Source organism: Streptomyces sp. GbtcB6 (assembly GCF_019091475.1).
Lineage (GTDB): Bacteria > Actinomycetota > Actinomycetes > Streptomycetales > Streptomycetaceae > Streptomyces > Streptomyces hyaluromycini.
Window position 1 is genome coordinate 1 of sequence record NZ_JAGXJL010000102.1, and the last position, 16,343, is coordinate 16,343.

12 protein-coding genes and 4 pseudogenes are annotated in these 16,343 nt (G+C 69.5%); 8 read left to right on the forward strand and 8 right to left on the reverse strand.

From position 1 onward, the window contains the following. Window positions 1-190, forward strand: a pseudogene (locus KVT45_RS53165) (TIGR03086 family protein); the annotation flags it as partial. A gap of 278 nt (window positions 191-468) precedes the next feature. Then, a pseudogene (locus KVT45_RS53170) lies at window positions 469-912 on the forward strand (transposase); the annotation flags it as partial. Between the two features lie 178 nt (window positions 913-1,090). Here the strand turns inward: KVT45_RS53170 and KVT45_RS53175 are convergent. Beyond that, entirely contained in the window at window positions 1,091-2,227 is a 1,137-nt protein-coding gene (locus KVT45_RS53175) for an LUD domain-containing protein (protein WP_217562028.1), read from the reverse strand. Between the two features lie 152 nt (window positions 2,228-2,379). On the opposite strand from KVT45_RS53175, the gene sigJ reads away from it, so the two are divergent. Beyond that, complete coding sequence (gene sigJ / locus KVT45_RS53180) at window positions 2,380-3,330, forward strand: RNA polymerase sigma factor SigJ (protein ID WP_217562030.1); 951 nt, start codon at window positions 2,380-2,382, stop codon at window positions 3,328-3,330. A 254-nt stretch (window positions 3,331-3,584) separates the two neighbouring features. Here sigJ and KVT45_RS53185 read toward each other — a convergent pair whose 3' ends face one another. Both KVT45_RS53185 and KVT45_RS53190 read right to left on the reverse strand, forming a co-directional pair. Then, the gene (locus tag KVT45_RS53185) at window positions 3,585-4,076 is read right to left on the reverse strand and encodes a DUF1877 family protein (RefSeq protein WP_217562032.1); all 492 of its coding nucleotides are present in this window, start codon (window positions 4,074-4,076) and stop codon (window positions 3,585-3,587) included. A 79-nt stretch (window positions 4,077-4,155) separates the two neighbouring features. After that, window positions 4,156-4,691: pseudogene (locus KVT45_RS53190) on the reverse strand (ATP-binding protein); the annotation flags it as partial. A 36-nt stretch (window positions 4,692-4,727) separates the two neighbouring features. On the opposite strand from KVT45_RS53190, the gene KVT45_RS57415 reads away from it, so the two are divergent. Further along, window positions 4,728-5,609, forward strand: a complete 882-nt coding sequence (locus KVT45_RS57415) for an MMPL family transporter (protein WP_254648677.1) — start codon at window positions 4,728-4,730, stop codon at window positions 5,607-5,609. Window positions 5,610-5,737: 128 nt separating this feature from the next. On the opposite strand, the pseudogene KVT45_RS53195 reads toward KVT45_RS57415, so the two are convergent. Continuing rightward, window positions 5,738-6,121 (reverse strand): annotated as a pseudogene (locus KVT45_RS53195) (hypothetical protein); the annotation flags it as partial. 204 nt (window positions 6,122-6,325) lie between these two features. After that, window positions 6,326-7,303: a LysR family transcriptional regulator gene (locus tag KVT45_RS53200; protein WP_217562034.1), complete on the reverse strand. Its 978-nt coding sequence runs from the start codon at window positions 7,301-7,303 to the stop codon at window positions 6,326-6,328. Window positions 7,304-7,421: 118 nt separating this feature from the next. On the opposite strand from KVT45_RS53200, the gene KVT45_RS53205 reads away from it, so the two are divergent. Continuing rightward, complete coding sequence (locus tag KVT45_RS53205; RefSeq protein WP_217562036.1) at window positions 7,422-8,273, forward strand: SDR family oxidoreductase; 852 nt, start codon at window positions 7,422-7,424, stop codon at window positions 8,271-8,273. A 37-nt stretch (window positions 8,274-8,310) separates the two neighbouring features. Continuing rightward, window positions 8,311-9,072, forward strand: coding sequence for an SDR family NAD(P)-dependent oxidoreductase (locus tag KVT45_RS53210; protein ID WP_217562038.1), 762 nt, complete (start codon window positions 8,311-8,313; stop codon window positions 9,070-9,072). 393 nt (window positions 9,073-9,465) lie between these two features. Here KVT45_RS53210 and KVT45_RS53215 read toward each other — a convergent pair whose 3' ends face one another. After that, a complete protein-coding gene (locus KVT45_RS53215) occupies window positions 9,466-11,595 on the reverse strand; it encodes a SpoIIE family protein phosphatase (RefSeq protein ID WP_217562040.1) in 2,130 nt (709 codons plus the stop codon). Window positions 11,596-12,301: 706 nt separating this feature from the next. Here KVT45_RS53215 and KVT45_RS53220 point away from each other — a divergent pair. Further along, complete coding sequence (locus KVT45_RS53220; RefSeq protein WP_217562043.1) at window positions 12,302-13,798, forward strand: long-chain fatty acid--CoA ligase; 1,497 nt, start codon at window positions 12,302-12,304, stop codon at window positions 13,796-13,798. 24 nt (window positions 13,799-13,822) lie between these two features. Here KVT45_RS53220 and KVT45_RS53225 read toward each other — a convergent pair whose 3' ends face one another. Continuing rightward, a complete protein-coding gene (locus KVT45_RS53225; protein ID WP_217562045.1) occupies window positions 13,823-15,046 on the reverse strand; it encodes a CdaR family transcriptional regulator in 1,224 nt (407 codons plus the stop codon). Next, window positions 15,043-15,690 (reverse strand): TetR/AcrR family transcriptional regulator, encoded by a 648-nt coding sequence (locus tag KVT45_RS53230; protein ID WP_217562047.1) that lies wholly within the window; start codon window positions 15,688-15,690, stop codon window positions 15,043-15,045. The genes KVT45_RS53225 and KVT45_RS53230 overlap by 4 nt, the downstream gene beginning before the upstream one ends. A gap of 120 nt (window positions 15,691-15,810) precedes the next feature. Between KVT45_RS53230 and KVT45_RS53235 the strand changes: the two genes are divergently transcribed. Further along, a partial coding sequence (locus KVT45_RS53235) for an NAD(P)-binding protein (protein ID WP_217562049.1) occupies window positions 15,811-16,343 on the forward strand: 533 nt, incomplete at its 3' end.

Here is a 16,343-nt window from a genome sequence, read left to right on the forward strand (position 1 = left end):
GGCGGTCGCGACCGGGCAGCGGCTGGAACTGCCCGCCGACCTGCTGGCGCATCTGCACGACACGGTGTTCGTCGGCGTGGAGCAGGGGCGGAAGATGGGCATGTACGGACCGGAGGTCGCGATGCCGGCCGACGCATCCACCTTGGACCGTATCCTCGGCCTGACCGGCCGTGATCCCGCCTGGGCGTAGTCCCCGGCTGGCGATGTCGGTCCCACCTGGCGCGAACTGTCGAAGCGTGGTGCGGCAGCAGCCCTCCCCCGTCGCCCTGGACGCGGACACGCAGATACGACCCGATACGGCTGTTCACCTGGAGAGTGCTTCTTTCCTTGCAGCGGACAGGACTCTCGACAAATCCCATCGTTGCAGGTCAGCAGCACTCTCCACTTATTTGATCAAGCCCTGGACCAGCCCACTCGTGAAAGCGCGAGGCTAGCCGCTACGGCCACCGGACGCCTGTCCTGCAGCGGATGCTCGCGGCGCTCCGTCGGCCTGCCGCAAACACGCCGCCGATCGCCCGGCCGCCCTCGCCCCGCGAGGCCACCGGCTGGATCAGGGCCCACCCCGACCACCTGCGCGAGGACGACCGGCAGCGGCTCAAGCACCTGCTGGCCCGCTCACCCGAGCTCCTGGCCGCCGCAGACCACGTCCGCACCTTCGCGACCATCATGACCAACCGCGAAGGAGACCGGCTGCGACACCGAATCGCCGACGTCTGCGCGGACGAGCAGGCCGGCCTGGCCGGCTTCGCCGCCGGACTGCTCCCCGACCTCGACGCCGTCGTCTACGGCATGAGCACCGACTGGTCATCCGGCCCGGTCGAGGGCCGCGTCAACGACCTGAAGGCGCTCAAACGCAGCATGTTCGGCCGAGCGAAGCCACCGCTGCTACGCAAAAGGCTTCTCCTGACTGCCGCCGGCCGCCGCCGACACGGCCAGACCCTGGACGATGCGCGCGGACCCGGTTGTCGTCACGCATGATCGGCCGGACGCGCTCCAGGCGCGGCAGCACCCGCATGAGACGGGCGGTTGGAGGCCGAGCCCCGATACGGTTCGCGTCCGCCCCGCGGCGTCCTCACCGCCGCGCGGGATGTCAGAATCCGATGGCCTCACGCAGCAGCAGGACAGTGCCGCGCCCGGGCTGCGGCTCGGCGTTGAGGACGAGCAGACGGTTGACCGCGCTCGGCTGCCCGTAGACCGCCTGGGCGCGCGCGTTCTCCAGCGGGAGGGCGTGCCCCTCGACCCGGCGCAGTGCGGTGCTCAGGTTGGGCACCACCTTCTGCGCCCCGACGATCCAGATCGCCTTTGCGGCGCCGCCTGCGGAGGCGGGCAGCTGGCTGCCGCTGCCCGAGGCGATGACGAGCGAGCCGGTCTCGGTTACGGCCGCGACGCTGGCGACGAAGACGTCCGGGCCGGCCACCAGTCGGCGGATCTGGTCGAACTCGGTGGCGCGGTCCATCTTCAGCACGCGCGGCCGGATGGCCTGGTAGCGGTCGCCCTCCTCGATGTCCTGTGCGATGCCGGAGAGCCGAAGCGTCTCGCTGGCCCCGGTGAACACGCCCGCGCCCTCCGGTATCAGTTCCTTGATGCGGGCGCGGGCCGCCGCGGCGTCGTCGAGCAGCTCGGCGGTGAAGCCGTTCGCCCGCAGCGCCGCGACCGCCCGGTCCAGCCGTTCGGCGGACGCCGGTGCGCCGAAGTCGTCGGCTGCACCTGTGGCCGACGAGTCCGCCTCAGCAGCCTCCGAGGCCAGGCCGGCGTCCCCGGCCTCACCGGAGCCGTGCGACTGAGCGTCGGGGCCGGGTGCGGAACCCCGCAGCGGGGTCGTGTCGACGTACCTGACCTCGTAGACCCGCTCGGCGAACTTCCAGCCCTCCGGCGTCCGCTGGTAGCTGTCGTGGTAGACGGCGAAGTTCAGGCCCGAGCGGCCGTCGAGCACCCGCGCTATCTCCTGCATGTAGGTGCGGCCCGTGGCCTTGTCGCCGTCGAGACGGATCGTGCCCGGGTGGCTGTTCTGCACGAAGAAGTCCCACTGGGCCTGCAGGCGTTCGCCACCGGTCCGGATCTCCTCGCGGCCGACGAACTCGACCGGGATGTTGGGCATGCGCAGCACGCCGTCGGGGGTGAACAGCGCGGCGAGTCGGGCGCGGTCGCGCATCATCGCCGCGTCGGTGAACTCACCGCGTAGCGCCTCGATCTCGACGCGGTCGGCGATCTCCTGGAAGTCGTTCATGTTCGGCGTCCTGTCCTGTGGCTGGTGTGTTCCTCTTCACCCAGTCCGACAACGCAGCCCCGCCGAATGTGAGGCGAGCCGCCGACCTCACATTCCGCCGCTCTGATTTGTCGTAATGGACAGGGACCGCGAACGAGGGAGCCGAAGAGCGTATGACCACCCCGTGGGAACAGTCACAGCGGCAGGCGCAGGAGCAACACGACCCGGGCCTGGGCACGATCATGAGCGAGCGGCGGCAGCTGCTCAATCTCGCTTACCGGCTGCTCGGGTCCCTGGCCGACGCGGAGGACGTCGTCCAGGAGACCTACACCCGCTGGTACGCGATGTCCCCGGCGCAGCAGGAGGCCGTCGAGTCCCCGGGCGCCTGGCTGACGACGGTGGCCAGCCGTATCTGTTTGAACCTGCTCGGCTCGGCGCGCAGCCGACGGGAGACCTACGTCGGGGAGTGGATCCCGGAGCCGCTGCCCGACCCGGCCGAGTGGATCGCCGGGGCGGCGGGCGGCCCTGGGGTGGACCCGGCTGACCGGATCACCCTCGACGAGTCGGTGACCATGGCCTTCCTGGTCGTGTTCGAGTCCTTGACCCCGGCCGAGCGGGTCGCGTTCGTGCTGCACGACATCTTCCGCTACCCGTTCGCCGAGGTGGCCGAGATAGTCGGCCGCAGCCCGGCGGCGTGCCGTCAGCTGGCGTCCTCGGCCCGCCGTCGCATCGCCGCGCGGGCGGAGGCGAGCCCGGACGCGGCCCGGCAGGCGAGCGTCGTCCGGCGGTTCAAGGCGGCCTGGGAGACGCAGGACATCGAGGCCCTGCTCGGCCTCCTCGACCCGGGCGCCACCGCGATCTCCGACGGCGGTGGCCGCGCCATCGCCCACCTGCTGCCGATCGAGGGCGCGGAGCAGATCGCCCACCTCTATCTCACGATCGCCCGGCTCGCGCCGCCCCGAACGATCCTCGAGCGCACCGTCAACGGGCTGCCGGGCCTGGTGATCGAGTCGGAGGGCCGGATCGAGACGGTGTTCGCGTTCGAGGTCGCCGAGAACGACCGGATCACGCGCATTTGGGCGGTGCGCAACCCGGACAAGCTCCAGCCGTGGCAGCTGTCCTGACCGTCCCCTGCCGCGGGTGCCGCCCCGGCGCCCTCGGCGATCTCCTGCCCTCGCCGAAGGACGAAGCCCCACACGGTTGAGGGGCGATCTACGCCCCAGCTCCCGCTGAAGCCTGGTCAGGAGGTGCTCCACGGTGTGCCGCTGATTCGGTGGAGTTTCCAGATCGTCCAGCAGCCACTGGCCGATCGTCTTCACGAAATCCGTGCCCGAACCTGTGAAGTGGCCCCACCTTTCCGGTCTGAGTTGGCCCCGGCTTACTGACCGACGGTGAAGATCGCCGCGCGGCCGTTCTGCGCCGCGGTGCGGTAGAAGTTCTTCAACCCTGGCAGGAATGCCTGTGTGTAGGCGATGTCCTCGGCGTCGCCCGTGCCTTGGTAGTCGTCGAAGGTCAGCGTGGCGAAGCGGTTGCCCAGCCACTGGTCATCCAGCGGTTGCAGGGCTGCCGCGATCTCGCTGACCTGCTCCGGGGCGACGTAGCAGACGATGTAGTGGTCGCCCTCGTGCAGGGGCACTCCACCGAGGATGACGTGCGACAAGGGGTACTCGCCGTTCTCGAAGGCGAGATCGCCGTCGGTGAAGCAGCGATGCAGGGCGTCCCAGGACTTGTCGAGCTCGAAGAGATGGTCCAGGTCCCATCGGTCCTCGACCTCTACGACCAGTTCGATGACCTCGTCATCGCCCGGGCAGGCCAGGATGCGTTCGGCGTCCTGGGCGTGCAGGGCGAAAAGCACCGCGCGGGCCGCCATCGTGTCCTCCCACCGCCGCGACGATTTCGTTCGGCGTGATCCCATCACACGACGGTCCGGCGGTTGTGCGCGCGTCCTGCTATCGGCCGGCATGCTGCTCGGCCCGGGTCCAGGCGAGTCGGTAGGACTCGGTTCCGGTCTCGATGACGGTGCCGTTGAAGGTCAAGCGGTCGATGATGGCTGTGCAGAGCCGGGAGGGGGCGGTGAAGGGCTTGGTCCGGTCACCGGGCGATTCGTTCGAAGCGATCGCAGCACGGTTCTTCTCCTTCCTCTCCGTCAGAGCCTGGAACAGCATCTCGGGGCCGCGGCGGTCCAGTTCGGGATAGTCCAGCTCATGAAAACCAGGCGGATCGACGCGGTCGTAGCGGGGGATCGTGTTGGTGGGCTGTTTCTCGTCGGCGGCCTCGACGAGCTCGTTGACCAGGCGGGCGGCGAGCGCGTATCGGACTCGGAGGCCGGCCGTCGCTGCGGCGGAGCCGAGTCGATCAGCAAGTGGGTCTTGCCGGTGTCGGAGTCGTCGATCAGGCAGAGTGGCTCGCTCTTCTTGGCGCACTCGCGGTTGGTGAGGTTGTTGACCAGGGCGGGTGTGACGTTGGGGTTGGCCGAGTAGTCGAAGTCGGCCGGCCACTTCGAGTGCGGAATGCCGGCCGCATGGATGGGCCGCAGCGTGCCATCGCCGCGACTCTCAGGGAGGTCGCTGCGGTGCCGCGGGTCATCAACGTCTCCGATCCCGCGAAGACTGGCGCCGTGTCGAGGGACGGCACCATAGGCTACGCCGACGCGCTGTTCGGCATGCCGGCCGGCAGTGTGTCGCGGTCCGCCAAGGACCGGCTCGGTGAAGCCTTGGACCCGGCGAGGAATGCCGGCCTTGAGGTCGAGTTGGGCGGCACGGTGTCCACCCCGCCAGCCGGGGGCGGCGGGCCCGGCGAGGTCGTCGGCGTGGTCGTGGCCTTTGTGGTGCTCGAGGTTGCGCTCAGCTCACTCGTGGCGGCCGGGCTGCCCCTGGTGACGGCCCTCGTGCGCGTCGGGGGCGGCGTGCTGACCGTCCGGTTCCTGTCGCGCTTCATCGAGATGACGAACACCCCGACCGTCCTTGCGCCGATGATCGGTCTGGCGGTCGGTATCGACTACGCCCTGTTCATCGTCTTCCGCCACCGTGAACAGCTCGCCGGCCCCGGGCAGGACGTGCCCGACTCGATCGGCCGTGCCACCGGGGCGGAGGGTAGCGCCGTGATCTTCGCGGGTGTCACGGTCATCGCCGCGCTCGCCACGGCCGGCGTCCCCTTCCTGAACGGCCGCAGGGGCGGCGCGCCGGCGGATGGCGGAGTGCTGCGCAGCCGGGTGATCTCCTCGTGCCGGGAGGCGATGCGGGACAGCGCAAGGGCCTTGAGTCCGGTCGGGTTCGCGGTCGTTGCGCTATGGCGGGCGATGCGGTCACGGAGGGTGTCGTTCCCGGCGCCTTCAGGCGAACGATCTGGGTGTCCCGGGGGTTTGGGAGAGCATCCGCCTCTGTGCTCCTCTCTGTACCCCTGATGAGACACGGCAGTTGTGTGTAGGCAACCTGTTCCGTCGAGCGCCGTGTACCAGGGCAGGGCCTCGCCTCGGTCGGTGATCGACTGCACCGGCTCGGTCGGCGGGCCGATGCCGGCGAGCACATCCAGGAGGACCTGGCGGCGCTCCGCGTACGGACGCGGCCGCAGGTCGGGGAGGCCCGCCGCGGGATGGGCCGGGACGTCGAACGCCGCGTTCGTCGCGAGGTGCCGGTCGGCGGGCTCGCGGGCCCGGTGCGGCCTGGAGAGTGCGCGGAACTGCGCCGCGGCGAAGCAGATGCGCGCGGTGCCGTCGTCGTCGGCGACGTACACCACGGCTTCGCCGTCCAGGACCACGCCGGGCGGCAGGCGTATCGCGGCCGCGGCCGGTATGCGACTGCAGCCGGACACGGCCGGGTCCATCCTGAGCGCGGTGACGTCGCGGTCGGTCCGCGGCTGCAGCCGGGCGCCGTCCTCGGTCCGCCACAGCAGGGTCCGGTGGCCGTCGGCCTTGATTTGTGTGCTGTTGAGCTGTCCACGGGCTGTCGTCCAGCGCCGTGTCGATCACAGGCCGGCGGGTCACTTCACCCGCCGGGAGCTCGTGTGGCCGCGTGAAGAGACCCTCCTCATGCGGGAGTTCGGCACGATGCTTCTCCTGAGTCCCGCTGGCAGGCTGCCTGACATCGTCAGGTCACGGAATTCCCCGGATGGCCATGGTGGTCAGTCTGGCCTTGTGTCGTCGGTGGCGGTGCCGCGGTGTGGCTCGTGTGGCTCGTGGGGTTCGTGCGGGACTTCGGGTGGGAGGAAGGCTCCTGTATCGCGCAGTTCGCGGACGATGTCGATGAGCGCGGTGACGGCGGGATCGGTGGTGTCGCGGTGCCAGACGATGCTGTGGCCGGCGTAGGGGCTCGGGTCGGTGAAGGGGCGATAGACGACTCCGGCGAAGGGTCTGGCTGCGGCTGCGCTGGTGATGGTGAGTCCGATGGCCGAGCCGGTGAGCACCAGGGGGAGGAGCCGGTCGAGGCTGGAGATCTCGCGGTGGATGGTCACCGTGGCGTCTCGGGCTTCGAGCTGGCTGACGAAATGATCGTGCAGCCATGGGTTGGCCTCGCGCTCGACGATGACAAGGGGCTGGTGGGACAGCTGGGCGGGGTCGATCGCCTGGTGGGCGGCGAGGGGATGATCGGCGGCCAGCGCGACCACGAGCGGTTCACGGGCAACCAGGAGCGAGGCCAGGTCGGGCGGGTGCTCGGCGGTCCAGCAGAAGCCGAGGTCGAGTCGGCGGTCGCTGAGCTCGGACAGCTGGGCGGCAGTGGTCATGGGTCGCGGGGCCAGGCGGACGTCGGGGAACCGGGCGTGCAGCGCGGGCACCGTGAGTTGGAACAGCCGCGGACCAAGATCCTCCGCGTAGCCCAGACGGAGTTCGCCGACCGTGCCGGTGGCGGCGCGGCGGCCGACGTCGAGGGCGTGGCGGACAGCGGCGATCGCGCTGCGCGCCTCGGGCAGGAACGCCTCGCCCACCGCGGTGACGGTCACGCGTCGGCTGGTACGGGTGAACAGGGGGGCGCCGAGCTCACGCTCCAGACGGCGGATCTGCTCACTGACCGACTGCTGAGTGACGTGCATCCGCGCCGCGGCCCGGCCGAAGTGCAGTTCCTCGGCGACGGCGACGGCGTATTCCAGCTGGCGAAGCTCCACACCCCCATATTGACAGGTTCAGCCTGTCGGACATGCGGGCGTTCGTCGTTGATCGTGTCGCGGGCGCGGCGCTCTGATGGAGGACAGGAACCGACCGTCCGACCCAAGGAGTACCGACATGAGGACCTGGTTCATCACCGGAACCTCCAGCGGCTTCGGCCGCCAGATGACCGAGCTGCTGCTGGAACGCGGCGACCGCGTCGCCGCCACCTTGCGCAACCCCGCCCGACTCGACGACCTGGCCGCGCGACACGGCGACCGGCTGTGGCGCGCGGAGCTGGACGTCACCGACACCGCACGCATGCGGAAGGTCGTGGACAGCGCGTTCGCCGATCTCGGACGCATCGACGTGGTCGTCTCCAACGCCGGCTACGGTCTCATCGGCCTGGCCGAGGAGCTGACCGACGAGCAGATCGAGCGCCAGATCGACACCAACGTGATCGCCCCCATCCAGCTCGCGCGCGCGGTGACGCCGTACCTGCGCGCGCAGGGCGGTGGCAACTTCCTGCAGACCTCCAGCATGGGCGGCCATATCGCCTTCCCCGCGATGTCGCTCTACCACACCAGCAAGTGGGGCATCGAGGGCTTCTTCGAGGCCTACGCGCTGGAGACCGAACCGTTCGGCATCCACACCACGCTGATCGAACCGGGCATGGTCGCCACCGATTTCTACGGTGCGGCGGACAGCACCCCCTCACAGCTGCCCGCCTACGCCGGCACCCAAGCCGCGGATTTCACCCACGGCAGGAGCAGCGTGCCCCTGGAGGCCATGCCCGGTGACCCCCGCAAAGTCGCCGAAGCCATGATCCGCATCGGCGACCTCGAGGAGCCGCCGCGGCGCCAGCTCCTCGGCTCCGATGCCTACCACCTGGTCCACGACGCCCTCACCGCCCGGCTGGAAAGCGCCGAGGCCCAGCGCGAGGTCGCCTTCTCCACCGACCGGGACGGCTTCACGCCGCCCCGAACGTGACGCCCCGCCATCGACTCACCGCAAAAGGACCTCTGTCATGCCACGCTTCACCGACAGGACCGTCATCGTCACCGGCGCCGCCGGCGCCCTGGGCGCCGCCATGGTCCGCCGCTTCGCCGCCGAGGACGCCCGCGTGGTGGTCGGCGCCCGCCGTCGGGAGCAGGTCACCGCACTCCTCGACGAGCTCGGCACCGACCGCGCGGTGTTCGCCCGGCTCGACGTCACCAGCGAACAGGACTGGACCGCTGCCGTCGCCACCGCAGAAGCCGCTTTCGGCCCGGTCTCCGTGCTCGTCAACAACGCAGCCCGGGCCATCGTCGGCACCACCATGTCGTTGACCCCGGACGAGTTCCGGGAGGTGATCGACACCAACCTCGTCGGCACCTTCCTGGGCACGCGAGCGGCTGTGCCGTCGATGCGCCGGCGCGGCGGCGGCTCCATCGTCAACATCAACTCCACCGCGGGGATCGGCGCCGCCGCAGGGCTGGCCGCCTACGGCACCAGCAAGTGGGGCATCCGGGGACTGACCAGGATCAGCGCGAAGGAGCTCGGCCGGGACAGCATCCGCGTCAACGGCGTGCACCCCGGCATCATCGAGACACCTCTGGCCTACGACCCTGCCACCGGCGAACTCATCGTCGGCATCGACGACCAGCCCATCCCTCGCCTGGCGGACGTCGACGAGATCAGCAGCCTTGTGCTGTTCGTCGCGTCGGACGACGCCGGCTACTCGACCGGCGCGGAGTTCGTCGCCGACGGCGGCTACCTCCTCGGGCCCGTTCCCGCCGCGAAGCCGTGACTCTCCGTACTGGCTCCTTGGTCGCGTCAAGCGGCTCCGTTCGGGGTCCGGCTGCCGGAACTGACACCGCCCGTTGGGGCCCACCATTCCCGGAAGGCTCCAACGGGCGTTCGACCGTGGACCATGGACAGCGCCGAACCCTGTCCATAACTTGATCTCGTACGCCCGCGGTCCCGTCGGCAGCTGCGTCACGGGGCGGGCCAGGGCGACGTCTACGGGCCACTCCACAGTGTGAGTTCTCGCCTCGTCCCACGTGCCTGAGACGAGGCGAGAGCCCACACCGGGCCAGGACAACCCGGCTTCTGGACTTCGTCATGGATGTCTTGCACGCAGGGGCGTTGAGGGGTGCCCGGTGTAGGTGAGAGGCGCGGGAAGTGACGGGGCGGTCCGTCGTCACGACAGGCTCATGAGACCGTTGGCGTCCAGACCGGCTGTTTCCGGCAGGCCCTGTTCCGCCCAGATGACCTTTCCTTCGCGGCTGTGCCGGGCGCCCCAGCGTTCCGCCAGCTGGGCGATCAGGAGCAGGCCGCGGCCGCCTTCGTCGAAGGCGCGCGCTCGGCGCAGATGCGGGGCGGTGCTGCTGGTGTCGGAAACCTCGCACACCAGAGTGGACTGGAGGATCAGCCTCAGTCGGATGGGCTCCTTGCCGTATCGGATCGCGTTCGTCACCAGCTCGCTGACCATGAGCTCTGTGGTGAAGGCCATCTCATCCAAGCCCCAGTCAGCCAGCCTTTCCGATGTGTATGCGCGAGCCGCGGAGACGACTGCCGGGTCTGAGGGAAGGTCCAACGTGGCGACGCGATCCGTGTCAAGGGCCCGAGTCCGTGCCACGAGAAGAGCGACGTCGTCAAGGGGGCGAGCGGGCAGGAGCGAGGAGAGCAGTCGGTCGCAGATGTCCTCAAGCGACGCCGGTGCCCGGGCGAGGACATCGCGCAGCAGGGCGAGTGCGGCGTCCAGGTCGCGAGTGCGGCCTTCGACGAGACCGTCCGTGTACAGGGCCAGGAGACTGCCCGCCTCCAGTTCGAACTGGACTGTTTCGAAGGGGAGCCCGCCCAGGCCCAGGGGCGGGCCGATGGGTACGGCGGGGAAGTCGACCGCGCGGGAGACCGGGCCGTCGCTGTCGAGGGACGGGGGAGAGGCGACGGCAGGCGGTACGTGTCCGGCGCTGGCCAGGGAGCACAGGCCGGAGACGGGGTCGTAGACGGCGTAAAGGCAGGTCGCGCTGATCTCGTCCGTGCCCCCTGCCTTCTCGCGCTGGAGGCGTATCACCACGTCGTCCAGGTGGGTGAGCAGTTCGTCGGGCATCAGGTCGATGTCGGCGAGAGTACGGACGGCGGTGCGCAGTCGGCCCATGGTGGCGGCGGCGTTGAGACCGCGGCCCACCACGTCGCCTACGACGAGAGCGACGCGGGCTCCGGAGAGCGGTATCACGTCGTACCAGTCACCACCTACCCCGGCCCGGGATCCGCAAGGCAGGTAACGGGAGGCTGTTTCCACGGCGGGCTGCGCCGGCACGTGCTGGGGCAGCAGGCTGCGCTGGAGCGTCAGCGCGGTGGAGCGCTCGTGGGTGTAGCGACGGGCGTTGTCGATGGAGACGGCCGCTCTGGAGGCGATCTCGTGGGCCAGGAGCAGATCGTCGTCGTCGAAGGGCTCCGCGTTGCGGTGCCGGAGGAATTGCGCGAGGCCCAGGGTGCTTCCCCGGGCGCACAAGGGCACCAGCAGCACTGAGTGAACGCCGGCGGATTGGAGTGCACGTCTGTGGTCAGGGGACGGGGCAAGCCATGAGGGAATGTCGGAGGTTGTGATGCTGTGCCGTGAGGGCTGTCCGGTGGCCAGCGCGCGAGAAGGATCCGATCCCTCTGGGAAGGTGTGTGCCTGCCCCACTTCGACCGCTGAGACCGGGTAGCTGTCCACCACGGAAGCCCGGGCGACCCGGCGGAGCGCCGATGGATCGGTTGCGGGGAGGGCGCCGTCTTCAAGGAGTACGGAGTCGAGCAGGTCGACGGTGACGACGTCGGCGAAACGGCTCGTACCGAGGTCTGCCAGTTCCTGGGCGGTGCGGGTGGTGTCGAGGGTGGTCCCGATGCGCATGCCGGCCTCACCGATCATGATCAGCCGCTGCTGCAGCCGGCGGTCCCGCTCCTTCTGGTACGCCGCGACGGATTGCTCCGAGGTGCGGTCGACGTACTGGAAACTCATCTCGGTCAACGCGGCGGCCGTCGCGTTGAGCAGCTCTGGGTCTCCGCTGAGACCGGCTGCCTCCTCGCGGAGCAGATGGAGCATGCCGGCGTGACAGACGCGGTAGGACCGCAGGAGCACACTGATGGGCACGCCGTGCTTGGCAACCAGGCGAGCGAATTCGATGGAGGCGGGTGGCGTCTCGACCTCGGTCACGTCCACGCTGTGTTCAAGAACAGCCAGAATGGTGGCGACCTCTTCGTACGCGGCGGGCTTTGTCAGAGCGGCGACGTCGTCGTACTGCCACATGTCAGGGAAGTCGCTGCGCATAACCTCTGTCAACATGTGGGCCAGCTGATCCACTCGGGGTCTGAGCCCCCGGGAGATATCGCAGATGAAGGCATCGGTATCGGGCGCCACACTTCAAAATGTACGTGCCTATGGGAGGGCAGGCACCTGAGCGGCCTCTCGGAGGCCCCGGTGATGGCAAGGAATGTTCTGCCGCAAAGTACGACGTCACGCGACGTCGACAGCTGGTCTTCCATCGTCCATCGACTTGGTCGATGGACCACGTCGATATCATGCGTCATTTCCATCCTGAAGGTGCAGGTCAGGGTCTGCCGTAAGGGTGGAAGTGCTGGGTCCACCAGCGGGGGAGAATTGCCTCCGGAACGCTGAAGAGTTCACCGCAGTGGACGCAGTGGGCTTGGCCAAACACGCAGGGTAGTTTCGCTGCGACCTCGGGATGCCCGTCGGAGAGGGTGCGTGCGTGGAGCCTGGGTGGTAGCCCCTCAGCGGTGGAGTAGTGGCCGCCTTCTCCGAAGACGACGAAATTCTCCGACAAGCAGGCAGGGCAGGGGACCTCGTACTCCTCTCCGTTCACCTGGTCGAGGTGCTCGCCCCGGCCTTTCAACGCCCTCGAAGCAGGGTGTTTTGTGGCGCCCCACAAACCCGGCGGAGAAACCTCGGAGCCCCGCCTATGGGCCACCGGACCCTGAAACGCGCACGCTGACGTCGGTCTGAACGTCGGATCTTCGAAAGGAAGCGCAGCATGTCCAATCTCGCGCGGTACCTGACCGAGTCGGCACGCCGTCACCCCGAGCGGCCCGCTCTGCGGCTCGGCGGGATGGCGATCACGTACGCGGAACTCGACGACCGTTCCTCACGCGCGGCTGCCCTCGTACGCGCCCTGGGCATCGTGCCGGGCGACCGGGTGGCCCTGATGCTGCCCAACGTGCCGGAGTTCGTGACGCTCTACTTCGGCATCCTGAAGGCCGGCGGCGTCGTGGTGCCGCTCAACCCGCTTCTCAAGCGCCGGGAGGTGGAGTACCACCTGCGTGACTCCGAGACCTCGCTGCTGTTCACCTGGCAGGACGGGCCGGGCGAAGGGGCCCTCGGCGCAGACGCCATCGGTGCGCGCCATGTCCTCGTCGAACCGGACCACTTCGCGGTCGGCTACGGGGCCTCCGAACCGCAGCTCGACGCCACGCGGGCGCTGGACGACGTGGCCGTTCTGCTCTACACCTCCGGCACCACCGGCCGGCCCAAGGGCGCCGCCCTCACCCACGGCAGTCTGGCGCACAACGCCCAGGTCGTCGCCGATGACCTGCTGCATCTGACGCCCGACGACGTGATCCTGGGCTGTCTGCCCCTGTTCCACGCCTTTGGCCAGACGTGCAGCATGAACACCGCGATCGTCGGCGGCGCATCGCTGAGCCTCGTGCCGCGCTTCGACCCGAAGATCGTCCTGGACACCATCGCCGCGGATCGGGGCACCATCTTTCAGGGCGTCCCGACCATGTACGGGGCGCTGCTGCACCACCCGGCGGCGGGGGACGCCGACGTCTCGTCGCTGCGGGTCTGCTCGTCGGGCGGCGCGTCACTGCCGGTCGAGATCCTGAACGAGTTCGAGCGGGTGTTCGGTTGCCCGGTCCTGGAGGGCTACGGGTCGTCGGAGACCTCGGCGCTCGTCACCTACCACCACCCCGGCCGCTCGCGTAAGCCCGGCTCCGTCGGCACGCCGATCCGGGACGTGGAGGTGCGCGTGGTCGACGACGCGGGAAAGGACGTACCCGACGGGGAAGTCGGTGAACTCGTCGTGCGCGGGCCGAACGTGATGCGGGAGTACTGGAACCGTCCGGACGAGACCGCCGAAGCGATCCCCGACGGCTGGCTGCGCACCGGTGACCTGGGCCGGCAGGACGAGGACGGCTACTTCTTCATCGTCGACCGGAAGAAAGACCTGATCATCCGCGGCGGCTACAACGTCTACCCCCGCGAGATCGAGGAGGTCCTGTACGAGCACCCGGCCGTCGCCCAGGCCGCCGTGGTCGGCGTCGCCGACGAGCGCCTCGGGGAGGAGGTCGGCGCCGCCGTCGTCCTGCGCAAGGGAGCGAGTGCCGACCGGGACGAGCTGATCGCGTACGTGAAGGAGCGGGTGGCGGCCTACAAGTACCCGCGGCACCTCTGGCTCACCGACGCGCTGCCGCTCGGCCCCAGCGGAAAGGTTCTCAAGCGCGCCGTGATCCCGCCGACTCCAGCTCCCTGACCTGCCGCCGCTCCCTTCGTCCCTTCAGCTCTGGGACGAGGCGGCCGGGTCGCCGTCACGGGTACGGGAGGCGGACTCCCTGCGCCGTAGGGCCCACCAGAGCTGCAGGACGGTGCTGGGGTCGCGGAGGGAGACGCCGGTCAGTGTCTCGTAGCGCGTGATGCGGTAGCGGACGGTGTTCTCGTGCACGACCATTTCCTCGGCCGTCCGGCCGACGTGCAGTCCGCAGGCCAGATAGCAGTCGACCGTGTCCAGTAGGGCACGGGCCGCGGCACCGCTCCCCAGCGGCATGACGAACCGGTCCAGCATCGCCTCGCCCACCTCGATGTCGTCCACCACCGCGCACAGCGGTCCGAGGTCCTCCACCCGGTGGGCTCCCGCCAGGGCGAAGGCGTGGGCGGTGGTGGCGGCGCGGTTGGCGGAGCGGAGGGATCGGGCGAGTTCCGGGAAGGGGACGACGGGACCGATGCCGAGGGCGATGTCGTCGGGAAGGTCTGGGGCAGTCGTGGACAGGCCGACGACCTGCTCGTCCACCAGCGCCACCAAGCCGTTCGGCGGCCGGCAGGCCCCGTGCCGACTCAGGCGCGCCGCGAGTTCCGGCGGCGGCAGGTCGCCCAGCGCCACGGCCCGCAATGCGAGGTACTGACGGTCGGGGTGCAGTCCGAGCCCGCGTGCCTCCTGCCGGAGACGTCCGTCGGTTCCGTCGCGTGGCACGTCCATCAGGAGGCGGCGCAGGAACTCGGACCGGCGTGTTCCGTCGTGGTGCTCGATGACGGCGGAGGCCCTGTGGTGGCCGGTGCTGAAAGCGGCGGCCCCCGCGTTGACGGCGGTCAGTATCTCGGCGGTCAGGTCCATGAGCTCGGCGTCCGGGACACCGGCGGCGCGTCCCCGATCGACCACCACCTCGACAGCTTCCCGGGCCGAGACCTGCCAGCCGCGCAGCATGGCTTCCAGGGGTACGCCCTGGCGTGCACGCAGCGCGCCGTATTCACGGAGCCCCGCCAGGTCCTCCGGACCGAGGGGGCGCCGCTCCAGCAGAGCTTGTGTGACCCAGCGGGTCGCGGACACTATCGCGGGACGCAGGCGTTCGAGGTCACTCTGCCGATACGCGTCGATCTCCACCGCGTAGCGCGCGAGTACACGGGAGACGAACGCGTCGCTGCCCTCTGTGGCCAGGTACCGCACGATCGCGTGGGCGCCGTCGGGAGACGCGGGTGAGGCCGTCCGGCGAGCCGGTGCCGAGGTCAACCGGCCGGCTCCGCCCGCAGTGCGGGCACCGCCCGGGCGAGCAGCGCGTCCAGCACCGTGAACACCTGCTCGGGGTTGCTGCCCTCAGGGTCTGCGAGCCAGGCCAGGACCGCTCCGTCCAGCACGACAGCGAGGAGTTCGCAGAGCGCCTGGCTGCCGCCGGGAAGGTCGACGTCGTGGTCCGCCAGCCAAGGGGCGGTCGCCTCCCTGGTGGCCTCGCGGTAGGCCGCGTACTGGTGACGGGCCATGTCCCGCAGGGCCGGGGTGCGCAGCGCGAGTGTCGTCAGCTCGTACATCGCGATCTGCCGTCCGGGCTGCCTCTGTTCGTCGTGCCGTACGACCTCGAAGGCGGCCCGTAGCCTGTCCACCAGACCGGCGTCCGAGTCACCGTCCATCTTCGAGGTGACGGAGGCGGAGGCGGTCCTGAGCTCTGTGACGACCTCTCCGATCAGCTCCTCGAAGAGCTCCTCCTTGGTGGAAAACCAGTAGTGGAACATGCCGTGCGGCAGTCCCGCCTCCTCGGTGATGCGTCGCGTGCTCGCCGCTGTCACCCCGTCCCGGGCGATCACCGTGCGTGCCGCGTTGAGCAGCTCGGTGCGGCGGGCGTCGTCGGGGCGGCGGCGTGGAGAACGGGTGCTCGGCATTCCCCCATCATGGCACAACAAGCGACTTGGCCACTTGACCAAGCCAAGTGGCCAGGTTACGTTTCCGGAAATTCAGCGTGATGCCGCAGCAGTGCGGCCCAGAGGTTCCGGGAGTACGGAATGGCGCGAACCACCGCCACGCAGGCGGACACCGAAGAGGGCCGGGACGGCGCGGCCCCAGCACCGGACTATCAGAGGAAGTACTGCCTGGTGGGCGCCGGTCCCGCCGGGCTGGTCATGGGACGGGCCCTGCTGCACGAGGGGGTGTCCTTCGACTGGTTCGAACGGCACACGGACGTCGGCGGCATCTGGGACATCGACAGCCCGGGCAGCCCGATGTACGAGAGCGCGCACTTCATCAGCTCGAAGTACACGAGTTCCTTCGTCGGCCATCCGATGCCCGACGACTACCCCGACTATCCGACGTGGTCTCAGATCCGCGACTACATACGGGACTTCGCCCGCGCATACGACCTGACACGGCACGTCACCTTCGGGGTCTCCGTCGACCAGGCCGAGCCGCTGCCGGGCGACCGCTGGCAGGTCACCCTCTCCACCGGTGAGACACGCATCTATGACGGTCTGATCGCCGCCCCCGGCGTCACCTGGCACCCCAACAGGCCGTCGCTGCCCGGAGCCGACTCCTACACCGG